Raw genomic sequence first — 18,325 nt, 5'->3', positions numbered from 1 at the left:
CTCGGGTTGCCGATCACCTGACCTTTTGCCGACCACCTACATCGCTACCAGGTTCTCGGTTGCCGCGCGGAGGCGGTCGCGGAAGTCCGGGCGGTAGGCGTCGGGCAGCGCCCGGGCCTCCCGGAGGCGGTCGTAGAAGCGTCCGGTGACGCCGTCCAGCTCCGGGTCCTCGATGAGCCGCAGGGTCGACTCGACGCCGGTCTCCAGCGAGTCGATGCTGTGCCCGACGCTCTCCAGCACCATCTTCGTGGGCATGTAGGTGCCGGGGTGCAGGCTGTTCACCGTGACCTCCCGCGCCGGGAGCTCGCTCGCCAGCGTGAAGCCGTCGGCGATCAGCGCCAGCTTGGACCGGTCGTAGGCCCGCTTCCCGTCGTAGCCGCGTTCGAAGGCGAGGTCGTCGACGTCGACCGGCGCCTGCCCCAGGGAGGCCACGTTCACCACGCGCGCGGGCGCGGCGGCTCGCAGCAGCGGGAGCAGGTCGCGCGTGAGGGCGAACGGCGCGAGGTAGTTGACCGCGAACCGGAGCTCGTTGCCGTCGGGCGTCAGCCGCCGGTCCACGCCGTCGGGCTCGCCACCGCCGATCCCCGCGTTGTTCACCAGCACGTCCAGGCGCTCGGTCAGCGAGCCGATCTCGGCGGCGAGCACGTGCACCTGCGCCATCTCGGACAGGTCCGCCCGCACCGTGGCGACCTCGGCGGCGCGGCCGCGCAGGTCGTCACGGAGCGCGGCCAGCCGCTCGGCGCTGCGGCCGTGCAGGATCAGCAGGTGGTCAGCCCGGTCCGCGAGGCGTGCCGCGAGCGCACGCCCGAGGCCGTCGGTCGCTCCGGTCAGTGCGATCACGCGTGTCGTCATCAGTGCTCCTTAGTGTCTCGAGTGTCTCGTGTGCTCTCGTGCGCGCCCCCGCCCGGGGGGTTCGCGGGCCCCGTGAGCAGGTCGGTCAGCCCGTCCAGGAGCGCATCGGCCGGGATCTCGTCGCGGGCCAGCAGCCAGTACCAGAACGTGCCGAACACCATGTCGGCGATGAGCTCCGGGTCGGTCGGCGGCAGGTCGCCGCGCCGGGCGGCGCGGTCGGTCAGGGTGGCGAGCGCGGCGCGCCGACGGGTCAGGAACCCGTCCCGGAACCGCTGCCCGAACCCGGGGTCGATCTGTGCCTCGGCCATGAGCGCCCGCAGCACCGGCGCGAGGCCGGGTACGCGCGCCAGCGCGTAGGAGTCGGCCAGGAACGCCGACAGGTCCGCGGCCCAGGAGCCGTGGTCGGATGTCGAGATCCGGAGGTCGGCCTTGACGCTGAGCGCCTCCAGCAGCACGTCCGCCTTGTGCGACCACCACCGGTACACCGTGCGCTTGCTGGACCCGGCCCGCGCGGCGATGCCCTCGATCGTGAGGGCGTGGTAGCCGACCTCGGTGACCTGCTCGTACGCGGCGGTCAGGATCGCGAGGCGGCCCTCCTCGCTCCGCTTGCGGCCGCGCCGGGCCGCCGGTGGGGCGGTCGGTTCCGTCGTCATGCGGACCACCCTACCCCTTTAGGGAACGCAGCGGTTCGCAATTCTCTCGGATGAGGGCTACCTTTATGGACACGCACCGTTTCACATATCAGGAGGCTCGCAATGACAACCACGCTCATCATCGGCGGCAGCTCCGGCATCGGGCTCGCCACCGCCCGCCTCCTCGTCGCCCGTGGCGACGAGGTGCACATCGCCGGACGGTCGGCACAGCGGCTCGACGACGCCCGGCTCGCCCTCGGTGACGCGGGGACGGACGTGGCGACGCACGTCGTCGACGCGCTGGACGCCGCCGCCGTCGCCTCGCTCGCCGCGAAGCGGGCGCCGGTCGGCCGGCTCGTGCTGACGCTGTCCGGCAGCGAGGGCGCCGGGCGCCTCGCCGAGCTCGACCTCGCCGCTCTCCGGCGGGCCTTCGACGGCAAGTTCTGGGCTCACCTCACCGTCCTGCACGCCGCGCTGCCGCACCTCGCCGAGAACGCGTCGATCACGCTCCTCGGCGCGATCACGGCTCGCGCCAGCATGCCGGGCACCGCAGGGCTCGCGGCGGTCAACGCCGCCGTCGAAGCCCTCGTCGCCCCGCTCGCGGCCGAGCTCGCGCCGGTCCGGGTCAACGGCGTCTCGCCGGGCTACGTCGACACGCCGTGGTGGGGCATGGTCCCCGACGCCGACCGGCGCGCGTTCTTCGACGGCGTCGCGAGCGAGCTCCCGACCCGCCGGATCGCGACCGCCGACGACGTCGCGGAGGTCGTCGCGCTCGTCGCCACCAACCCCAACCTCACCGGCACGGTCATCGAGGCGGACGGCGGCGCCCGCCTGAAGGCCGCCTGAGGCCCCCCGGACGCCGGCGTCGGCGCGGGTCAGCGGAAGGCGAAACACGAGGGGTGAAAGTCACCGGTACCCTGGCCGCGTTCATGACCCACGCCACAACGATGTCGGGCGACCGGAGAAGGGGGCGCGCAGTGAGCGTCGAAACCGCGGGGTGGCCGCGCGCCGAGGCGGTCGTGCGCGACGACGGCTCAGGACGGGTGACCGTCGACGGGCAGACGGTGCCGGTCTACGGGAACAGCCTGGGCGAGGCGCGCAGCGAGGTGATGCGCCTGATCACGGAGTACTCGACGAGCATCGGGCTGGCCGTGGAGGTCCAGGCGGAAGGCCCCGAGGGACTCACCGGGCTCACCGTCTACCCGGACGGCCGCGTGGTGCAGGACGGCGGCGCGGGCGCCGCGCAGGCAGCCCAGGCGGCCCACGCCGCCCAGGCCGCGCAGGCCGCGCCGCGGCGGGCAAGCGTCCCGACGCCGGTGGCGCCGGCGCCGGCTCACCTCGCGAGACCGGCGCCGGGCCCGATGTCGGGGCAGCTGCCGGGTCTCGCCGCAGGTCCGGCGTCGATGTCGCTTCCGGCGTCGGCGCCGGCGCCGGGCTCCCGGCCCGCCCAGGTCGCCGAGCAGCAGTCCGGCGCGCTGCCCGGCCTGACGCCGTCCGGTCCCCAGCCGTCCGCGGAGTCCCTCGCGCCCCGCCGGGCGAGCGTCATGGGACGCGCCGGGAGCCCGCCGGCCCCTGAGACCGACCGCGAGTCCCCGTTCGGCCCCGGTCCCGCGCCCGACGGAACCCGCCGCGAGGGCCGGCGGTCGTCGTTCGTGACCAAGGACCGGCTCGACGAGCCGGCCACCCAGGGCTTCCGGGGCGCGCTGTCCCGGATCGGGCTCCGGGTGCGGCCGAACGAGGCCGAGCGCGGCGAGCGCGCGGACGAGAAGGTGGTGAGCCAGCACTGGCCCGGGCCCCGCACGATCTCGATAGTGAACGGCAAGGGCGGGGCGGGCAAGACGCCGGCCACGGTGCTGCTGTCGGCGGTGTTCTCCTCGCACGGCGGCTCCGGCGTCGTCGCGTGGGACAACAACCAGACGCGCGGCACGCTCGGCTGGCGCACGGAGCAGGGCCCGCACGAGTCCACGCTGCTGGACCTGATCCCGCAGACTGAGCACTTCCTGGGCCCGGCGGCGCAGCTCGCCGACCTCGCCTGGTTCGTGCACCACCAGTCGCGCGACCGGTTCGACGTGCTGCGGTCCAAGCCGATGGCGCTCGCGCACGAGCAGCGCATCTCGTCCGAGGACGTCGACGCGATCCACGCGGTGCTCGCGAAGTACTACCGGATGATCTTCATCGACTCCGGCAACGACGAGTCCGACCCGATGTGGCTGCGGATGATCGACCACACCGACCAGCTCGTGGTGGCCACCAGCACGCGCGACGACCACGCCGAGGCGGGTGCCCTGCTCCTGGAGGCCCTCGCCAACCGCGGGGAGCACATGGCCGAGCTGGCGCGCAAGGCGGTGGTCGTCGTGAGCCAGTCGGACCCCAAGGCGACGGCCGCGGACATGCGGCGCGTCGCCCAGGGGTACCGCTCGCTGGCGCGCGAGGTCGTCACCATCCCGTTCGACCCGGCCATGGTGGACGGCCAGCTCGTCTACCGCGCGCTGCGGCCGCTCACCCGCCGCGCCTGGCTGGCGGCGGGCGCTGCGCTAGCCCGAGGCTTCTGACCACCCTTGGTTGTGGGCGTGATCGTTGCGTCTACACGCCCGTCTTAGGCGCAACGATCGCGCCCACAGCCAAGTGGGTTGCCAGGAGTTCTAGGGTTTGCGCGCGGCCCGGGGTCGCGTCCAGTGGCTCGTCCTCGCGGGAGCCGGCGACGGGCACGACCATGACCTCCTCGACGCCGTACCGCTCCGCCAGGCCGCGCACCTCGCCGGCCACGTGCTCGGCGTCACCGATCAGCCAGCGCTCCCGCATCGTCTCGATGGACTGGGCGAGCATGCCGTTCGCGGGCTCGTCGGCCGTGGCCCGCACCGCCGCCTCGACGGTCTCGAGCATGCCCAGCTTCTGGCCGGACCGCAGCCTCGCCATCTGCCGCAGCTGCGGCAGGGCGCGGTCGTGCGCCTCGTCCGACGTCGGCGCGACCACCGCGTTGGCCGTGAGGAACGTGCGCGGCTCTGGGTGCTCCGCCGAAGGGCGGTAGCCGTCCCGGTACAGGGCGAGGATCTGGTCCATGCCCTGGCCGGAGAAGTGGTTCGCGAAGACGTACGGCAGGCCGAGCTCGGCGGCCAGGCGCGCCGAGTAGTCGCTGGAGCCCAGCAGCCACACCGTCGGGACGCTCCCGGCGGCGGGCGTGGCCCGCACGTCGTAGATGTCGCCCGAGACCAGCCGCAGGCGGGCGCCGTCGGGCCCCATCAGGCTCAGGATGTCGGTGACGTGCTGCGGGAACCGGTCCACGTCCGCCGTCGGACCGGTGGCCCGCAGCAGGGACGTGACCACGGGGTCGCTGCCCGGGGCCCGGCCGATGCCGAGGTCGATCCGGCCGGGGGCGATGGCCTCCAGCGCCGCGAACTGCTCAGCGACGACGAGCGGGGCGTGGTTCGGGAGCATCACGCCGCCCGATCCCACCCGGATGCGGGAAGTCCGCGCGGCGGCCGCGGCGATCATGACCGGCGGCGACGACGCCGCGACGGCCGCCATGTTGTGGTGCTCCGCGAACCAGTAGCGCTCGAGGCCGAGGCGGTCGGCGAGCGCCGCCAGCTCGAGCGAGGCCGCGAGGGCCTGGGCGCTGGTCTGGCCCGAGCGGACGGGCACGAGGTCAAGGACGGACAAGCGTGGCTGGGTATTCATCGCCTCTGTCAACCGTTCCGGCCTCCGGCGTGTTCCTGCCTGTCACGCACTTGTCACGCACGGGATCGCCCCGGTATCGCGGGAGGTCATGGCGCCGACCCCCTCGGGCCTGACATGATCGCCAGCGTGTCTGTTGATGTGCGCCCCGCGACCGACGACGACGTCGATGCCGTGGTCGACCTTTTCCGCCAGTACCTCAGGTTCTACGACCAGGACGTGCCCGACGCCGAGGCGCGTGCCTATCTGGCCGCCCGCCGCGCGTCGGGCGACAGCGTGCTCCTGGTCGCCGTGCTGACGCCGGAGGACGGCGAGACGCCGTCGGCGGACACCGCCGAGGGCGAGCTGGTGGGCTTCGCGCAGAGCTACCCGACCTGGTCGTCCGTGAGCCTGAGCCGGTCGTGGGTCCTGAACGACCTGTTCGTCTCGCCCGCCGCGCGCGGGACGGGCGCCGGGCGCGCGCTGGTGCAGGACACGTGCCGCCGCGCCAAGGACGCCGGCGCCATCCGCGTCTCGCTGGCCACCGCGTGGGACAACGTCGCGGCGCAGGGGCTGTACGAGTCCGAGGGCTTCGTGCGTGACCAGCACTTCCACCACTACGCGTACGTGACGGGCGCCTGACCGCTCGCTCGGCGCGCCCTCCCCCCGTTCGACCGCCCCACCTGGTTCACTGCCCTGGCTCGGCCCTGCCACCAGGAGCTCGGGCATGCCCGCCGGCGGTGTCGGTGGGCCGCGCTAGGGTTTGCTCCGCCGAGGACGAACCTGGGCAAACAAGCCATATCCGTCACGTCTGCATGTGACGTCCGCCGAGTCGGGGAAAACCCGGGAACTGGAGCACACACCACCATGATGGGAGGCCACCACGCCGCGACGGGAGCCGCGGCCTGGGTAGCAGTCACCGCGTCGACGCCGATCGCCTTCGGCTGGTACCCCGTGACGGAGACCGGGGTCATCGCGGGGGCCCTTGTCTGCGCGGGTGCCGCGCTGCTGCCCGACGCCGACCACCACTCCGGCACGATCGCGAACTCGCTGTCCCCGGTCTCGGACGTGGTCGTCAAGGGCATCGAGACCGTCTCGGGCGGGCACCGCAAGGGCACGCACTCGATCCTCGGCGTCGCGGTGTTCACGGCGATCGCGTGGGCGCTGAGCTTCTTGAGCGTCGACACGGGCAACGAGGAGATCGGGTCGATCCTGATCGGCCCGGGCATCATGTGCGTGCTGCTGGTCGCGTTCGCCCTCAAGGCGCTCAAGATCACGCGGGACACCAAGATCCTGCCGTGGACCACGTCCGTCGTCCTCGCGGTGCTCATCGCGATCTTCGCGCCCGAGGAGTGGTACTGGATGCCGTTCAGCGTGGCGCTCGGCTGCGTCGTGCACATCCTGGGCGACATGATCACCACCGCCGGCGTGCCGCTGCTGTGGCCGCTGAAGTTCCGGTCCCCGTTCTGGATGCGCAACGGCCGCGGCATCGAGTTCGACATGCTCTGGAAGTCCGGCGGCAACCTCGCGCTGCCGATCCTGGGCGACGCCGGCTCCGTGCGCGAGTGGATCTTCCTCATCCCGGTGTCGCTCTACGCGATCGTCGGCATCGTGTGGGCGCTGCTGGACGAGATGGGCTACGACACCATGGCGGTCTGGAACCAGATCGTCGCGGTCTTCCCCGGCTAGAGGCCGCCCGCTATCGCGGCGCCCGCCGCCAGCCAGGCCCGGCGGGTCTCCGGGCGGAGGGCGCCGTAGCGCAGGTGGCCGTCGACCATCGCCTGGTCGAACGGGATGGTGACCACCTCGCGAGCCAGCGAGCGGTACCCGTCGGCGACCTTCTCCAGCTCGCCCGCGGACTCCTTCTGGTCGGCCTGGCTCACCACCACCACCGCCTGCTGCGCCAGGTACGCCGAGCGCCCGTCCCGGGTCGCGAGCGCCTCCAGCAGCAGCGCCCCGGCCTCCGCGTGGTCGTCGCGCGTCGTGGTGGCGACGACGAGCTGGTCGGTCAGGTCGATCATCCGCTGCCACATGGGGTCGGACTCGTCGTTCCCGGAGTCGATGAGGATCATCCGGTAGTACTTCGACAGCACGGAGTGGATGGCGTCCACGTCCTGCGGCTCGATGCGCTGCTCGTTCGCCATGGCAATCGGCTTGGACCGCAGCACGTCGAACCGGTCTCGCGTCTGGTGGTGCACGTACCGCGCGAGGTCCGCGGCCTGCGCCGACGGGCCCAGGAGCCGGTCGGTCTGCGGCAGCAGGTCCAGCAGCGTCGACTCGTGCGGGCCCTGCTCGGTGCGCCAGCCCAGCGTGCCGCGCGTCTGGTTGTTGTCCCACGTGACCACGCCCGCGCCGCCGAACTGCGCGAAGACCGCGGCGAGCAGCACCGTCGACGGCGTCTTGCCCGCCCCGCCCTTGCCGTTCACCATCGAGATGGTGCGCGGCCCGGGCCAGTGCTGGCTGACGGCGCGCTCGTCGGCCCGCTCGGCCCGTTCCGCCTCGCTCGGCCCGACCCGGATGCCCATCCGGGTCAGCATCCCGCGGAAGCCGTGGGTGGCCGGGTCCTCGTCCTGCTGGTGGGTGAGGAACGACTGGCGTGCCTCGCGCCGCGAGCGCGGGGCGTCCGGCTCACCGGCCTGCGCCGGGTCCGACGGCGGCGCGGACAGGCCGGCTCCCGCGCCGGGGCTCCCGGCGGTCGGGACGGCGTCCACCGGAGCGGCGTTCACGGGTGCGCCGTTCACGGGCGCGGCGTTCACGGGTGCGCCATTCACGGGTGCGCCATTCACGGGCGCGGCGTTCACCGGTGCCGCGTTCACCTGCCCCGAGACGGAGCGCGCCCCGTTGCCCGCCATGTCACCAGGCACACTGCCCGAGAGGTTGCCAGGCGTGCTGCCCGGGACGCCGTCCGCGTTCTCGCGCACCCAGTCGGCGACGCCGGGGTCGCCGTCCGCCTCGGGACCGGCACCGCTGGGCGCCTGGGGCGCCGTCGGGACACGGCGCACCGTGTCGTCCGGGTCGATCTCGACCGCCGAGGCGAGGGGGTCCTGGTCGACGGCGCCGGCCCCGCCCAGCGGGTCCGCCGTGCCGGTCTGGCCAAGACCGTCGCCGTTCGACGCGGCGAGCTGGTCCGCCGGGCCGGTCGGCTCGAACTGGTCGGCGCCGGGCTCGGCCCGCGGGGGCAGGCCCACGGCCGGCATCCCCTCGAACGCGGGGCCGGGCGCCGTCGGCCCGGCCTGGTCCGCCTGGCCGGACTGGCCCGCCGCACCGGGCATCGGCTCCGCCGAGGCGGGCGGCGCCTGCGGCGTCGGGGACGACGGCGGGGCGAGCTCGTCCTCCTCCGGGACCACCGTCCCGTCCGGGTGCACGATCAGGTTCCAGAGCCCCTCGGGCCCGGTCGCGGAGGCCCGCACAGGCCTGCCGACCCGTGCCGCGTTCTCCGTCACCCGGCGCAGCACCTCCACGCGCGCCTCTTCCAGGCTGCCGGCGCTGATCGGGTGGAAGGTCCCGTCGATCGTCACCTCACCGGAGCCGTCCTCCCGGACGATCGCGTCGATCCGGGGCCAGCGGGGCACGGTGTCAGAGCTCATACTTTTCCTCCGAAGTTCCTGGGCCGGCGGCAGTGCGTGGTTCGCCCCCGCAAGCAAGGGTCGGACATGTTCGCCCGCCCGGCCACCCCAACGGGGCATTCGCCCCACCTGGTAGGTTCTCGCGCAAACAGGTGTCGAAACCGGGACAACAACCGAGGAGCTTTCCGCGTGTCCGACGAGCCCACCCGCCGAGTCCCTCCGGCGGACGACCCCACGCAGATCCAGCGGCCGCCCGCACGTCCGGGGCATCCGGACGTGCAGCCTGGCGCTCCGTCATCGTATGCCGCGACCCAGCGGATGGGGGCGGTCCAGTCGGAACAGACGCCAGGATCCCCGGAACAGCTATCCAGACGGGGAACCCCGCCCCAGGGCGGCGCGACCTACGACCAGACCCAGGTCATGCGCCCCGGCACCCCGGGCGCCGGGTACGGCGACCAGACCCAGGCGATGCCGCCGGCCCCGGCCGGCGGCGCCTACGGCGACCAGACCCAGGTACTGCCCCCGTCGGGGCTGTCCCAGCAGGGAGCCGACCAGGGCCGCGACTACCGGGCGGCGACGCCGCCGCCCGCGCGTCCGTACCGCCCCTACGAGACCGCGCAGCCCACGCAGGCCCAGGGACCCGGCGCCTTCCCGGGCGAGCCCGGCTACGGGCAGGGCCAGGCCGCCTACGGCCAGCAGCCTGCCCAGGGCTACGGGCAGCAGCCGGCTCAGGGCTATGGGCAGCAGCCCGCTCAGGGCTATGGACAGCAGCCGGGGTACGGGCAGCAGCCAGGCCAGGGATTCGGCCAGCCGGGCCAGCAGGCCGGTGCCCCGCCCTTCCCCTATGACCAGCCGACGCCGCGCCGCGACCGGGACCGGGACGACGACCCCGGCCAGGGCGGCTCGATGGCGGGCGCCGTGCTGGCGTGGATCCCGCGGATCCTGCTCGCGCTGAGCGTCTACCAGCTCGTCCGGCTGGTCCCCGGCTTCGACGTCATGCCGGACGTCTCGCAGTTCCCGCTGTTCCGCGGGATCGGCGACGGCGTCCTCGGGATGCTCAACCTCAACCCCGAGTGGTCCGACCAGGCCGCCAACCTGACGATCCCCGTGCTGGGCATCGCGCTCGCCGGCCTGTTCAACACGATCCGCGCGCTGAACACGTCGCTGTCGATCTGGCCCTACGGGCTGGCGATCGTCGCATGGATCGTGGTGTTCGCCGTCGGCGGCATCGTCGGATACGCGCAGGACGCCACCGAGAACGTCAAGCAGGACGTCCAGGACCAGGTGGACCAGAGCATCGAGGACGCCAAGGAGGACGCGAAGGAATCGGTCGAGCAGGAGGTTCAGCAGGGCGTCGAGGACGCCAAGCAGAACGCGACCGACAGCGTCACCGAGCAGCTCGAGGACGCCGTGCCGGGCGGCAACGGGTAACGCGCCGGGCAACGGCCGGCAACGGGGTCACAGATCCGGGACTTCGCTGAGCAGGGCGGCGGGACGCTGATAGATTTTCCAGGTCCAACCGGTAGTTTCCGGTGCGCTGTTGAGGAGCCCTGCTTGTCCGACGAGACCACCCGCATGCCGGCCGCACGCCCCGCCGGCCAGCCGGCCTGGGGTGGCGACCAGACCGCCGCCGTGCCGCCGCCACCGGCGCCCACGGGGGTGGTGCCGCCGACCGCGCCGACGCGGATCGTCCAGCCCACCGGGGCCGGGCAGGCGGGCGTGCCCGGGTATCCGGGCGCCGGAGGACACACCGGCGCGGGGTACTCCGCACCGCCGCCGACGCCCGTGCCGGCCCCCGTGGCCTCTGCCCCGTCGCGGATCCCCGCGACGGGCGAGATCCTCGGCCCGTACCAGCTGGGCGCATCGCTCGGGCACGGCGGGTTCGCGCACGTGTACCGCGCCGTCGGGCAGGGCGGCGAGGTCGCGCTCAAGGTGCTGACCAACTCCGAGCACGGGTCGCTGGACCGGTTCGTCGGCGAGGCGGCGCTGCTGGAGCGGCTGGCCGGGCGCGGGTTCCCGCAGCTCGTCATGGCCGATCTCCAGGCGTCCACGCCCTGGTTCGCCATGGAGCTCGTGCCGGGCCCGACCCTGGCCCAGCGGGTGGCCGCGAACGGGCCGCTGCAGCCCTACGACGTGCTGCGCGTCGCGAACGATGTGCTCGACGCCCTCGCGGTGCTCCAGGAGGAGCACTTCCTGCACCGGGACGTGAAGCCGGCGAACATCATCGCCGCGCCGAACCGGTACGTGCTCATCGACCTCGGCATCGCCAAGGGGCACGGCACCACCACCTCGACGCACGCCGCCGGCACCATCTCGTACATGGCGCCCGAGCTGTTCGTGCGCAAGCCGCACGCCCGCTCGGACGTGTACAGCCTGGGCCTCCTGCTGATCTTCCTCGCCACGGGCGAGCTGCCCAACGACCTCAACTTCGCGGGCCGCGACCTGACGCCCGCCGACGTCGGACCGGTCGACCAGCGCCTGCTGCCGCTCATCCTGGCCATGACCAGGCACCGGCCCGAGGACCGCCCGCCGCTGCACAATCTGTCGCACACCGTGGGCCAGCTCGCCACCGACAGCGCCCGCATCGACCCGACGCTGCTCGCCGCCGCCGACGCCACCACCATCGAGCGGGGCCTCGTCACCGAGGTGCTGACCACCGGCACCGGGGTTCCCACCGTCGCGCCCACCAGCCCGCTCGTGACCAACCCGGTGCGGCAGGGTGAGCCCGTCACCAACCTGGTCTACGACCAGCAGCTCATGGGCCGCCTGCACCAGGTGCACGCCGACGGGTTCGACGGCGCCGCGGAGGAGGTCATCTCCGTGTACCTGTCCGCCGTCGGGCCGCAGCGGGCCGGCGGGCGCGCGCCCGCCGAGATCAAGGACTACCTGTGGGCCGCGATGCGCTGGATCCCGGCCTTCACGCCCGAGGGCTACGCGGACAACTACGACGGCTGGGTCGCCTACCGGCAGCGCCACGGCCTGCCGCTCCCCGGCGTCCCGTCGACGCCGTCAACCCTCCACCGGCAGACCGGCAGCCCGACCCAGCGCATGACGCCGGTCACGAACCAGCAGGCCACGCAGGTGGCACCCGCGTACCGTCCGGGGCCGCCGCCGGGAGCGCGGACGGCGCCCGCCCCGGCGCCCGTCCCGATGCAGCGGCCGACCGGCCCGATCGGCACGCAGCCGAACGTACCGGTCCAGCCGGTCCAGCCGGTCCAGCCGCCGGCGCAGCCGGCCCCGCCGACGTCGCGCCGCAAAGACCGGGAGGCCCGCGACGACGAGCGCCGCGACTCGGGCGGCGGCCTCGGTGTGTTCGCGGCGCTGATCGGCTGGGTCCCGCGGATCCTGCTCGCCCTCGCGGTCTACCAGCTCGTGCGCCTGGTCCCGGGTTTCGACGCGATGCCCGACGCGGCCGGGCTGCCGCTGTTCGTCGCGCTCGGCGACCTCGCGGTGGCCGCGCTGAACCTCGACCCGGTGTGGGCGCCGCGGATGGCGGAGCTGTCGATCCCGCTGCTGGGCATCGTGACGTCCGCCGTCGTGAACCTGTTCCGGGCGGTGCGGACGCGCCGCGGCGGGCGCGCCTGGCCGTTCTGGCTGGTGGTCGTGGTGTGGGTGATAGTGATCGCCGTGCAGGGCGTCGTCGGCTACACGCAGCAGGTCACGCAGGACGCGCGCGAGTCGTTCCAGGAGCAGCGCGAGCAGCTCCAGGACGACCTCGAGCAGGGCGTCCAGGACACCACCGAGGACGTCCGCGACTCGCTCTGGGAACGGGTCGAGAACGCCCTCCCCTGGAGCTGACTTAAATCAGGTGCGGGCCGGCGCAGGGGCGTGGCATGCTCGTCGCACGGTCACCGGGTCAACCCTTGAGGCGCTCGATGACCGGCCAGCCCAGCGAGAAGCGCTCCCCGCGCGATGCTTCGGGGACCAGGCACTCGGAGAGTGCGGACAGGAAGGAGGCAGTCATGGACGACGTCGTTCGCGCGGCTGCCTTCGCGGCAGCAGACGCCACTGTCACCAGGAGCACCCGGGTCTGATCCGGCCGTGCTCCGGCATCAAGGAGCACTGTCTTGTCTCGTTTTCCCGAAGCACCGAAGTCCCTCCTGATCCGCGCCGCGAACGGCGACCGGTCCGACACCCGGCCGGCCGCTCGCGCGTCGGGCCGCGGCCGAGTCGGCCGCGAGGACCTGGAGGGCCCGCACCCGAGCACGTTCGAGGCGGACCTGTCCGACGTCGGCGAGTACGACACTGAGTACGGCAACGAGCTTGCCGGCTACGACGGCGAGCTCGCCGACGAGCCGGGCACGGCTGAGCCGGGCGCAGATCCGTACGGGACCGGCCCGCACGCACACGGCACCAGCGCGCAGGGCGCCGACCCCGTCCAGCCCGGGCCGGGGCAGCGCTGGTCCACCTGGCGGTCCGTCGCCAAGGGCCAGCGCGGGCCCGAGCCCTTGCCCGGCTGGCTCGTCACCCGTGATGCCGCCTTCGACACCGAGCTCGGCATCCTGAAGACCGGCAAGGAGGCGGACGCGTTCCTGATGGAGCGCGCGGTCCCGCTCGGCGCCGATCCGACGTCGGACGACCCGGCATCGGGCGACCCGACCTCGATGGACGGTGACCGCATCCGCGAGCCCGAGCGCTGCCTCCTGGTCGCGAAGCGGTACCGCAGCCTGGAGCACGGGCAGTTCCACCGCGGCACCGAGTACACCGAGGGCCGCCGGGCGCGCCGGACGCGCGACCAGCGCGCCATGGAGGACCGCAAGTCCGCGTGGGGCCGCGCGGTCTCCGCCACCCAGTGGGCCGACGCCGAGTTCGTCGCCCTGCGTGATGCCTGGTCGGCGGGCGCGCCGGTCCCCTACCCGGTGCAGATCGACGGCACCGAGGTGCTCATGGAGTTCATCGGCACCGAGGTGACCGACGACGCCGGGCGCACCCAGGCGGTCGCCGCGCCGCGGCTGACCCGGGAACGCCCGTCGGACGACCTGCTCGAGTCGTACTGGGAGCAGCTCACGCACGGCATGTCCGTGCTGGCCCGGCTCGGGTTCGCGCACGGCGACCTGTCGCCGTACAACATCCTGGCCCACGGCGAGCGGCTCGTCATCATCGACCTCCCGCAGGTCGTGGACCTGGTGGCCAACCCGTTCGCGAGCGAGGTGCTGCTCCGCGACGTCCGCACGGTGTGCACCTGGTTCACGGCGCGCGGCCTGGACGTCGACCCGGACGCCCTGTTCGGCGACCTCATGGCGCAGGCCTTCTGACCCGCGAGCTCGCGTGTCAGACGTACAGATCACCCCGGTGACCTGTACGTCTGACACGTCACCCCGCCGGGGTGACCGGGCCGCAGGTCCAGGAGGAGAACACCAGGTCGGTCTGCACGCGGCCCACCTCGCCGCGGGCCGTGAAGTCGAGGACCAGGCGCTGGAGCTCGTCGGTGCCGGCGCAGGCCACGTGGACCAGGAAGTCGTCGGGACCGGACACGTGGTGCACGGCCCGGGTCTGCGGGAGCTGGCGCACCCACTCGACGAACGGCCCCAGCAGCGGGCGGGAGTGCGTGGCCAGCCGCACCATGAGCATGGCCTGCAGCCCGCGCCCGACGGCGGCCGGGTCGATCTCGGCGCGGTACCCGCGGATCACCCCGGCGTTCTGCAGCCGCTGCGTGCGGGCGAGGCAGGTCGACGGCGCGACGCCGACCCGCTGCGCCAGCGCCTTGTTGGACAGCCGCCCGTCGTTCTGCAGCTCGGCCAAAAGTGCGCGGTCGACCGAATCGAGGATCACGTTCTGGGTCATGGCCCGAATTTCTAGCACGCCTGGCCACCGCCGGCCGTCGCGAGTGCCGATAGTCCACCATGACCACGCATTCCTGGAACACCCGCGCCGTCCACGCCGGCAAGGACGACCTGGCCGCCCTGGGCCTCCACGCGCCGCCGATCGACCTGTCCACCACGTACCCGTCGCACGACGTCGTGGCCGAGGCGGAGCGCCTGGACGACTTCGCCGCGGGGCACGACGACGGCGGCCCGCCGGTGTACGGGCGCGTCGCCAACCCGACGGTGCGCCGGTTCGAGGACGCCCTCGCGGAGCTGGAGGGGGCGCAGGCCGCCGTCGCCTTCGCGAGCGGCATGGCGGCCCTGTCGGCCTGCCTGCTGGCGCAGGTCGCGGCGGGAAAGCCGCACGTCGTCGGCGTGCGTCCGCTGTACGGCACCACGGACCACCTGCTCGACTGCGGCCTGCTCGGCGCCTCGGTGACGTGGGCGTCGCCCGAGGACGCGGCGTCCGCCATCACGGACCGGACCGGGCTGGTGATCGTCGAGAGCCCGGCCAACCCCACGCTCGGCGAGGTGGACCTGCGGGCGCTGGCCGAGGCCTGCGCCCCGGTGCCCCTGCTGGTGGACAACACGTTCGCCACGCCCGTGCTGCAGCGCCCGCTGACCCTCGGGGCGACGCTGGTGCTGCACAGCGCCACGAAGTACCTCGGCGGGCACGGCGACGTGATGGGCGGCGTCATCGCCTGCTCCGACGAGCTCGCCCGGTCGCTGCGGCAGGTCCGGTTCATGACGGGCGGGGTGCTGCACCCGATGGCGGGCTACGAGCTGCTCCGCGGCCTGGCAACGCTGCCGGTGCGGGTGCGCGCGGCGTCGGCCACGGCGGCCGAGCTGGCGCGGCGGCTGGCCGAGCATCCGCGGGTGACCGAGGTGCACTACCCGCGCATCGGCGGGGCGATGGTCTCGTTCGAGACCTCCGGCGACCCGGTGGCGCTGGTCTCCGCCGTGCGGCTGATCACCCCGGCCGTGAGCCTGGGCAGCGTGGACAGCCTGATCCAGCACCCGGCGTCGCTGACCCACCGCATCATGGACGAGGTCGCGCGCAAGGACGCGGGGATCTCGCCGGACCTGGTCCGCCTGTCGGTAGGCCTGGAGGACGTGGAAGACCTCTGGCAGGACCTGGACCAAGCCCTGGCCCACTCCCGCCGTTGAGTGCTGGCTATTTGTTGGATTCGACGGGGCAGACCGACAAATACCCAGCACTCAACGAGGCGGGCGCCTAACGTGAGGGGATGACCAGTACTCCTTATGACCAGGACGACCTGGTCAAGTTCCTCGTCGGGTACGGCGTCGCGCTCGGCTCGGGCGACCTGGAAGCCGTGACGGACAGCCTCGGCTACCCCTCCATGGTGGTCGAGGCCGAGCGGTCCCTCGTGGTGCCCGACGCCGAGGCCGCGCGCGACAGGCTCGCCGGCACGCTCGCCGCCTACCGGAATGAGGGACTGGTCGCCGCCGTGCCGGAGGTGCGCGCGGTCGAGCAGGTCGGCGACGCCCTGCTCTGGGTCGACGTGCGCTGGAGCTACAAGGACGAGAACGCCTCGGAGGCGACGGCGGAGCGGGTGCGATACCTGCTCCGCCGGGGCCGGGACACGTTCGAGCTGTGCGTGGTCGTGCCGGTCGAGGAGTAACCCTCGAGCGCCGCTCGAGCCTCGGGGCGGGCAACCCTCGAGTGCTGCCTGACCCCCGGAGTGGGCAACCTTCAAGTACCGCTTGACCCTTGCGCCCGCGCAACCCTCAGGTGCGGCTTGAACGTTGCGACAGGCAGCTCACGACGGCGCGAGCTCGCGCCGCATGTGCCAGCGGGTCAGGCGGCCGCTCGTGGCGTCCGTCGGGGCCAGCCGGTCGAACCCGGCCCGCTCGAACATGCCGACGGTGCCGACGAACGCCGCGCTCACGGGCACGCGGCGGCCCGGTTCCGGCTCGACCGGGAACGCGTCGAGCGCCGTCGCGCCGTGTGCCGCGGCGTAGTCGACCCCGGCGTCGAGCAGCGCCTGGGCGACGCCCTGCCTTCGGAAACCGACGCGCACGGTCACGCACATGAACACCCACGTGGTGGGCCAGGAATCGGGCTCGCCGACGGGCAGCACCCGGGACCGCTGCAGCGACCGCGCAGCCGAACGCCGGGAGAACCCGAGCCAGCCCGCGACCTCGGCGCCCTCCCCTGTCGTCGGCTCAGCGCCCATACCGATACCGCCGGCACCTATACCGGCGACGTCGGTCCCGCCGACGTCCGCGCACCCTGCCGCGCCGACGTACGCGAGCATCCCCGGCGCCGGCTCCTGCTCCGTCAGCTCGCGCAGGCGGGCGCCGCGCGTCGTGACGTCCTCCTTGGCCGGCGGGCGCCAGTGCATGCACCAGCACGCCTGCTCGCGCCCGGTCGGGTTGATGACGCGGGCGATGTCGTCGAACCGGTCGGCGGTCGCGGGAAGCACGGCGATCTGGGCCATGTTCGGAACCTACTCCGCCTCACCGACATCCGGACCGGCCTGGCGCTTGGCACACTTTTTATTCGCCCGGAGAGTCCCCGAGCGTGCGCTCCACCGCTTGCCCCCACCCCGATCCCGTGGCATAACATAAGTATCCGCTTATGAAAGGACCCGGCATGCCCATCGTCATCGACCCCGCCACCACCGCCGGTCTCGTGAGCCGCGAGGTTCGCGACAGCAGCCGGGACGGCGTGCCGACCAAGGTCGCCGTCGCCCGCCGCACCTATGCCGCCGAACGCGACGACCTCTGGGACGCCCTGACCTCCGCGGACCGCCTCCCCCGCTGGTTCCTCCCGGTCAGCGGCGACCTCACGGTCGGCGGCCGCTACCAGCTCGAGGGCAACGCGGGCGGCACCGTCGAACGGTGCGCCCCGCCCGAGAGCTTCGCGGTCACCTGGGAGTTCGGCGACACCGTCTCCTGGCTCACCGTCCACCTCACCCCGGCCGACGGCGGCACCACCCTCGAGCTCGTGCACGAGGCACAGGTCGACCCCGACTTCTGGACGCAGTACGGCCCGGGCGCCACCGGCGTCGGCTGGGACCTCAGCCTCATGGGGCTCGGCCTGCACCTCGCCGGCGGCGCCGGCCTCGACCCGGCCGAGGTCCAGGCCTGGTCGGTCTCGCCCGAGGGCATCGAGTTCGCCCGGCTCGCGAGCACCTCCTGGGCCGACGCCGCCATCGCCGCCGGGGAGGACGCCGCCCAGGCGCGCGCTGCCGAAGAGCGCACCCTGGCGTTCTACACCACGCCACCGGAGTCCTGAGTGCCGGCGACCGCCCGGGCGGGCATCCCCGAGCCGGAGCGTCGCCCCAGGTCGGACGGCGGTGCTGAGCCCCCCGGCGGCACCGCGCGCGACGGCGGCGCCGTGCTCGACTCGGCGAGGGCGGGCGTCTTCGAGGCGCTCGGCGACCCGGTCCGGCGTCGGCTGCTGGAGCTGCTGGCCCCGGGCGAGCAGCCCGCCGGGGCCCTGGTCACGGCGTTGCAGGCCCGCGTGCGCATCACCCAGCCCGCGATCTCGCAGCACCTCAGGGTGCTGCGCGAGGCCGGCCTGGTGCGGGTGCGCGCCGAGGGCACGCGCCGCCTCTACGCCGTGGACGACGCCGGGATGGCCGCCGCCCGCGCCTGGCTCGCCTGCTTCGAGGACACGTTCGCCCAGCCCCTTGACGCGCTGGCGACGGAGCTGGCCCGCGGACGCCGGGACCGCCGTCGGGCCGCGCCCGGAAACGGAACCGCCGAGGATGAGGCGGCGGGCTGAGGCCCGAGCCAGGGTGGTCGGTAGAACGTCAGGAGATCGGCAGCTCGAGTTGCCGATCTCCTGACG

General features: G+C 73.5%; 17 protein-coding genes. 11 read left to right on the top strand and 6 right to left on the bottom strand.

The window, feature by feature from the left end:
* Positions 1 to 36: 36 nt before the first annotated feature.
* On the bottom strand, positions 37 to 852 hold the full coding sequence (locus ACFT2C_RS27285; protein WP_377210237.1) for an SDR family NAD(P)-dependent oxidoreductase: 816 nt from the start codon (positions 850 to 852) through the stop codon (positions 37 to 39).
* Positions 852 to 1,505 (bottom strand): TetR/AcrR family transcriptional regulator, encoded by a 654-nt coding sequence (locus ACFT2C_RS27280; protein ID WP_377210236.1) that lies wholly within the window; start codon positions 1,503 to 1,505, stop codon positions 852 to 854. The genes ACFT2C_RS27285 and ACFT2C_RS27280 overlap by 1 nt, the downstream gene beginning before the upstream one ends.
* Positions 1,506 to 1,607: 102 nt before the next feature.
* On the opposite strand from ACFT2C_RS27280, the gene ACFT2C_RS27275 reads away from it, so the two are divergent.
* On the top strand, positions 1,608 to 2,330 hold the full coding sequence (locus tag ACFT2C_RS27275; RefSeq protein ID WP_377210235.1) for an SDR family oxidoreductase: 723 nt from the start codon (positions 1,608 to 1,610) through the stop codon (positions 2,328 to 2,330).
* A gap of 131 nt (positions 2,331 to 2,461) precedes the next feature.
* A complete protein-coding gene (locus ACFT2C_RS27270; RefSeq protein WP_377210234.1) occupies positions 2,462 to 4,036 on the top strand; it encodes an ATPase in 1,575 nt (524 codons plus the stop codon).
* 31 nt (positions 4,037 to 4,067) lie between these two features.
* On the opposite strand, the gene ACFT2C_RS27265 is transcribed toward ACFT2C_RS27270, so the two are convergent.
* Complete coding sequence (locus tag ACFT2C_RS27265; RefSeq protein WP_377210233.1) at positions 4,068 to 5,159, bottom strand: LLM class flavin-dependent oxidoreductase; 1,092 nt, start codon at positions 5,157 to 5,159, stop codon at positions 4,068 to 4,070.
* 126 nt (positions 5,160 to 5,285) lie between these two features.
* Between ACFT2C_RS27265 and ACFT2C_RS27260 the strand changes: the two genes are divergently transcribed.
* On the top strand, positions 5,286 to 5,777 hold the full coding sequence (locus ACFT2C_RS27260) for a GNAT family N-acetyltransferase (RefSeq protein ID WP_377210232.1): 492 nt from the start codon (positions 5,286 to 5,288) through the stop codon (positions 5,775 to 5,777).
* Between the two features lie 225 nt (positions 5,778 to 6,002).
* On the top strand, positions 6,003 to 6,824 hold the full coding sequence (locus ACFT2C_RS27255; protein ID WP_377210231.1) for a metal-dependent hydrolase: 822 nt from the start codon (positions 6,003 to 6,005) through the stop codon (positions 6,822 to 6,824).
* Here ACFT2C_RS27255 and ACFT2C_RS27250 read toward each other — a convergent pair.
* On the bottom strand, positions 6,821 to 8,722 hold the full coding sequence (locus tag ACFT2C_RS27250; protein WP_377210230.1) for an ATPase: 1,902 nt from the start codon (positions 8,720 to 8,722) through the stop codon (positions 6,821 to 6,823). The two genes, ACFT2C_RS27255 and ACFT2C_RS27250, sit on opposite strands and share 4 nt — an antisense overlap.
* Positions 8,723 to 9,121: 399 nt before the next feature.
* Here ACFT2C_RS27250 and ACFT2C_RS27245 point away from each other — a divergent pair, with 399 nt between their 5' ends.
* From ACFT2C_RS27245 to ACFT2C_RS27235, 3 genes are all read left to right on the top strand, one after another.
* The gene (locus tag ACFT2C_RS27245; protein WP_377210229.1) at positions 9,122 to 10,132 is read left to right on the top strand and encodes a hypothetical protein; all 1,011 of its coding nucleotides are present in this window, start codon (positions 9,122 to 9,124) and stop codon (positions 10,130 to 10,132) included.
* Positions 10,133 to 10,255: 123 nt separating this feature from the next.
* Positions 10,256 to 12,499, top strand: coding sequence for a serine/threonine protein kinase (locus ACFT2C_RS27240; protein WP_377210228.1), 2,244 nt, complete (start codon positions 10,256 to 10,258; stop codon positions 12,497 to 12,499).
* Positions 12,500 to 12,768: 269 nt separating this feature from the next.
* Positions 12,769 to 13,956, top strand: coding sequence for a serine protein kinase RIO (locus tag ACFT2C_RS27235; RefSeq protein WP_377210227.1), 1,188 nt, complete (start codon positions 12,769 to 12,771; stop codon positions 13,954 to 13,956).
* A 58-nt stretch (positions 13,957 to 14,014) separates the two neighbouring features.
* Here the strand turns inward: ACFT2C_RS27235 and ACFT2C_RS27230 are convergent, their stop codons facing one another.
* Complete coding sequence (locus tag ACFT2C_RS27230; protein ID WP_377210226.1) at positions 14,015 to 14,485, bottom strand: Lrp/AsnC family transcriptional regulator; 471 nt, start codon at positions 14,483 to 14,485, stop codon at positions 14,015 to 14,017.
* A gap of 59 nt (positions 14,486 to 14,544) precedes the next feature.
* Between ACFT2C_RS27230 and ACFT2C_RS27225 the strand changes: the two genes are divergently transcribed.
* Positions 14,545 to 15,672: a trans-sulfuration enzyme family protein gene (locus tag ACFT2C_RS27225; RefSeq protein WP_377210225.1), complete on the top strand. Its 1,128-nt coding sequence runs from the start codon at positions 14,545 to 14,547 to the stop codon at positions 15,670 to 15,672.
* Positions 15,673 to 15,752: 80 nt separating this feature from the next.
* The gene (locus ACFT2C_RS27220; RefSeq protein ID WP_377210224.1) at positions 15,753 to 16,148 is read left to right on the top strand and encodes a hypothetical protein; all 396 of its coding nucleotides are present in this window, start codon (positions 15,753 to 15,755) and stop codon (positions 16,146 to 16,148) included.
* A 138-nt stretch (positions 16,149 to 16,286) separates the two neighbouring features.
* On the opposite strand, the gene ACFT2C_RS27215 is transcribed toward ACFT2C_RS27220, so the two are convergent.
* On the bottom strand, positions 16,287 to 16,967 hold the full coding sequence (locus tag ACFT2C_RS27215) for a GNAT family N-acetyltransferase (protein WP_377210223.1): 681 nt from the start codon (positions 16,965 to 16,967) through the stop codon (positions 16,287 to 16,289).
* Between the two features lie 155 nt (positions 16,968 to 17,122).
* Between ACFT2C_RS27215 and ACFT2C_RS27210 the strand changes: the two genes are divergently transcribed.
* Positions 17,123 to 17,767 carry an SRPBCC family protein gene (locus tag ACFT2C_RS27210; RefSeq protein ID WP_377210222.1) on the top strand — a complete coding sequence of 215 codons (645 nt, stop codon included), beginning with the start codon at positions 17,123 to 17,125 and terminating at the stop codon, positions 17,765 to 17,767.
* Positions 17,768 to 18,259, top strand: coding sequence for an ArsR/SmtB family transcription factor (locus tag ACFT2C_RS27205; protein WP_377210221.1), 492 nt, complete (start codon positions 17,768 to 17,770; stop codon positions 18,257 to 18,259).
* Positions 18,260 to 18,325: the final 66 nt, after the last annotated feature.

Source organism: Promicromonospora sp. NPDC057138 (assembly GCF_042670845.1).
In the GTDB taxonomy this organism is placed as follows: domain Bacteria; phylum Actinomycetota; class Actinomycetes; order Actinomycetales; family Cellulomonadaceae; genus Promicromonospora.
This window is presented reverse-complemented; position numbering and strand designations above follow the sequence as displayed.

What these genes read in the sequence shown, in the direction of transcription:
- ACFT2C_RS27225 (WP_377210225.1), top strand. Translation starts at nt 14,545, where the DNA reads ATGACCACGCATTCCTGGAACACCCGCGCCGTCCACGCCGGCAAGGAC.
- ACFT2C_RS27230 (WP_377210226.1), bottom strand. Translation starts at nt 14,485, where the DNA reads ATGACCCAGAACGTGATCCTCGATTCGGTCGACCGCGCACTTTTGGCC.
- ACFT2C_RS27280 (WP_377210236.1), bottom strand. Translation starts at nt 1,505, where the DNA reads ATGACGACGGAACCGACCGCCCCACCGGCGGCCCGGCGCGGCCGCAAG.
- ACFT2C_RS27265 (WP_377210233.1), bottom strand. Translation starts at nt 5,159, where the DNA reads ATGAATACCCAGCCACGCTTGTCCGTCCTTGACCTCGTGCCCGTCCGC.
- ACFT2C_RS27255 (WP_377210231.1), top strand. Translation starts at nt 6,003, where the DNA reads ATGATGGGAGGCCACCACGCCGCGACGGGAGCCGCGGCCTGGGTAGCA.
- ACFT2C_RS27220 (WP_377210224.1), top strand. Translation starts at nt 15,753, where the DNA reads ATGACCAGTACTCCTTATGACCAGGACGACCTGGTCAAGTTCCTCGTC.
- ACFT2C_RS27250 (WP_377210230.1), bottom strand. Translation starts at nt 8,722, where the DNA reads ATGAGCTCTGACACCGTGCCCCGCTGGCCCCGGATCGACGCGATCGTC.
- ACFT2C_RS27275 (WP_377210235.1), top strand. Translation starts at nt 1,608, where the DNA reads ATGACAACCACGCTCATCATCGGCGGCAGCTCCGGCATCGGGCTCGCC.
- ACFT2C_RS27210 (WP_377210222.1), top strand. Translation starts at nt 17,123, where the DNA reads ATGCCCATCGTCATCGACCCCGCCACCACCGCCGGTCTCGTGAGCCGC.
- ACFT2C_RS27245 (WP_377210229.1), top strand. Translation starts at nt 9,122, where the DNA reads ATGCGCCCCGGCACCCCGGGCGCCGGGTACGGCGACCAGACCCAGGCG.
- ACFT2C_RS27285 (WP_377210237.1), bottom strand. Translation starts at nt 852, where the DNA reads ATGACGACACGCGTGATCGCACTGACCGGAGCGACCGACGGCCTCGGG.
- ACFT2C_RS27215 (WP_377210223.1), bottom strand. Translation starts at nt 16,967, where the DNA reads ATGGCCCAGATCGCCGTGCTTCCCGCGACCGCCGACCGGTTCGACGAC.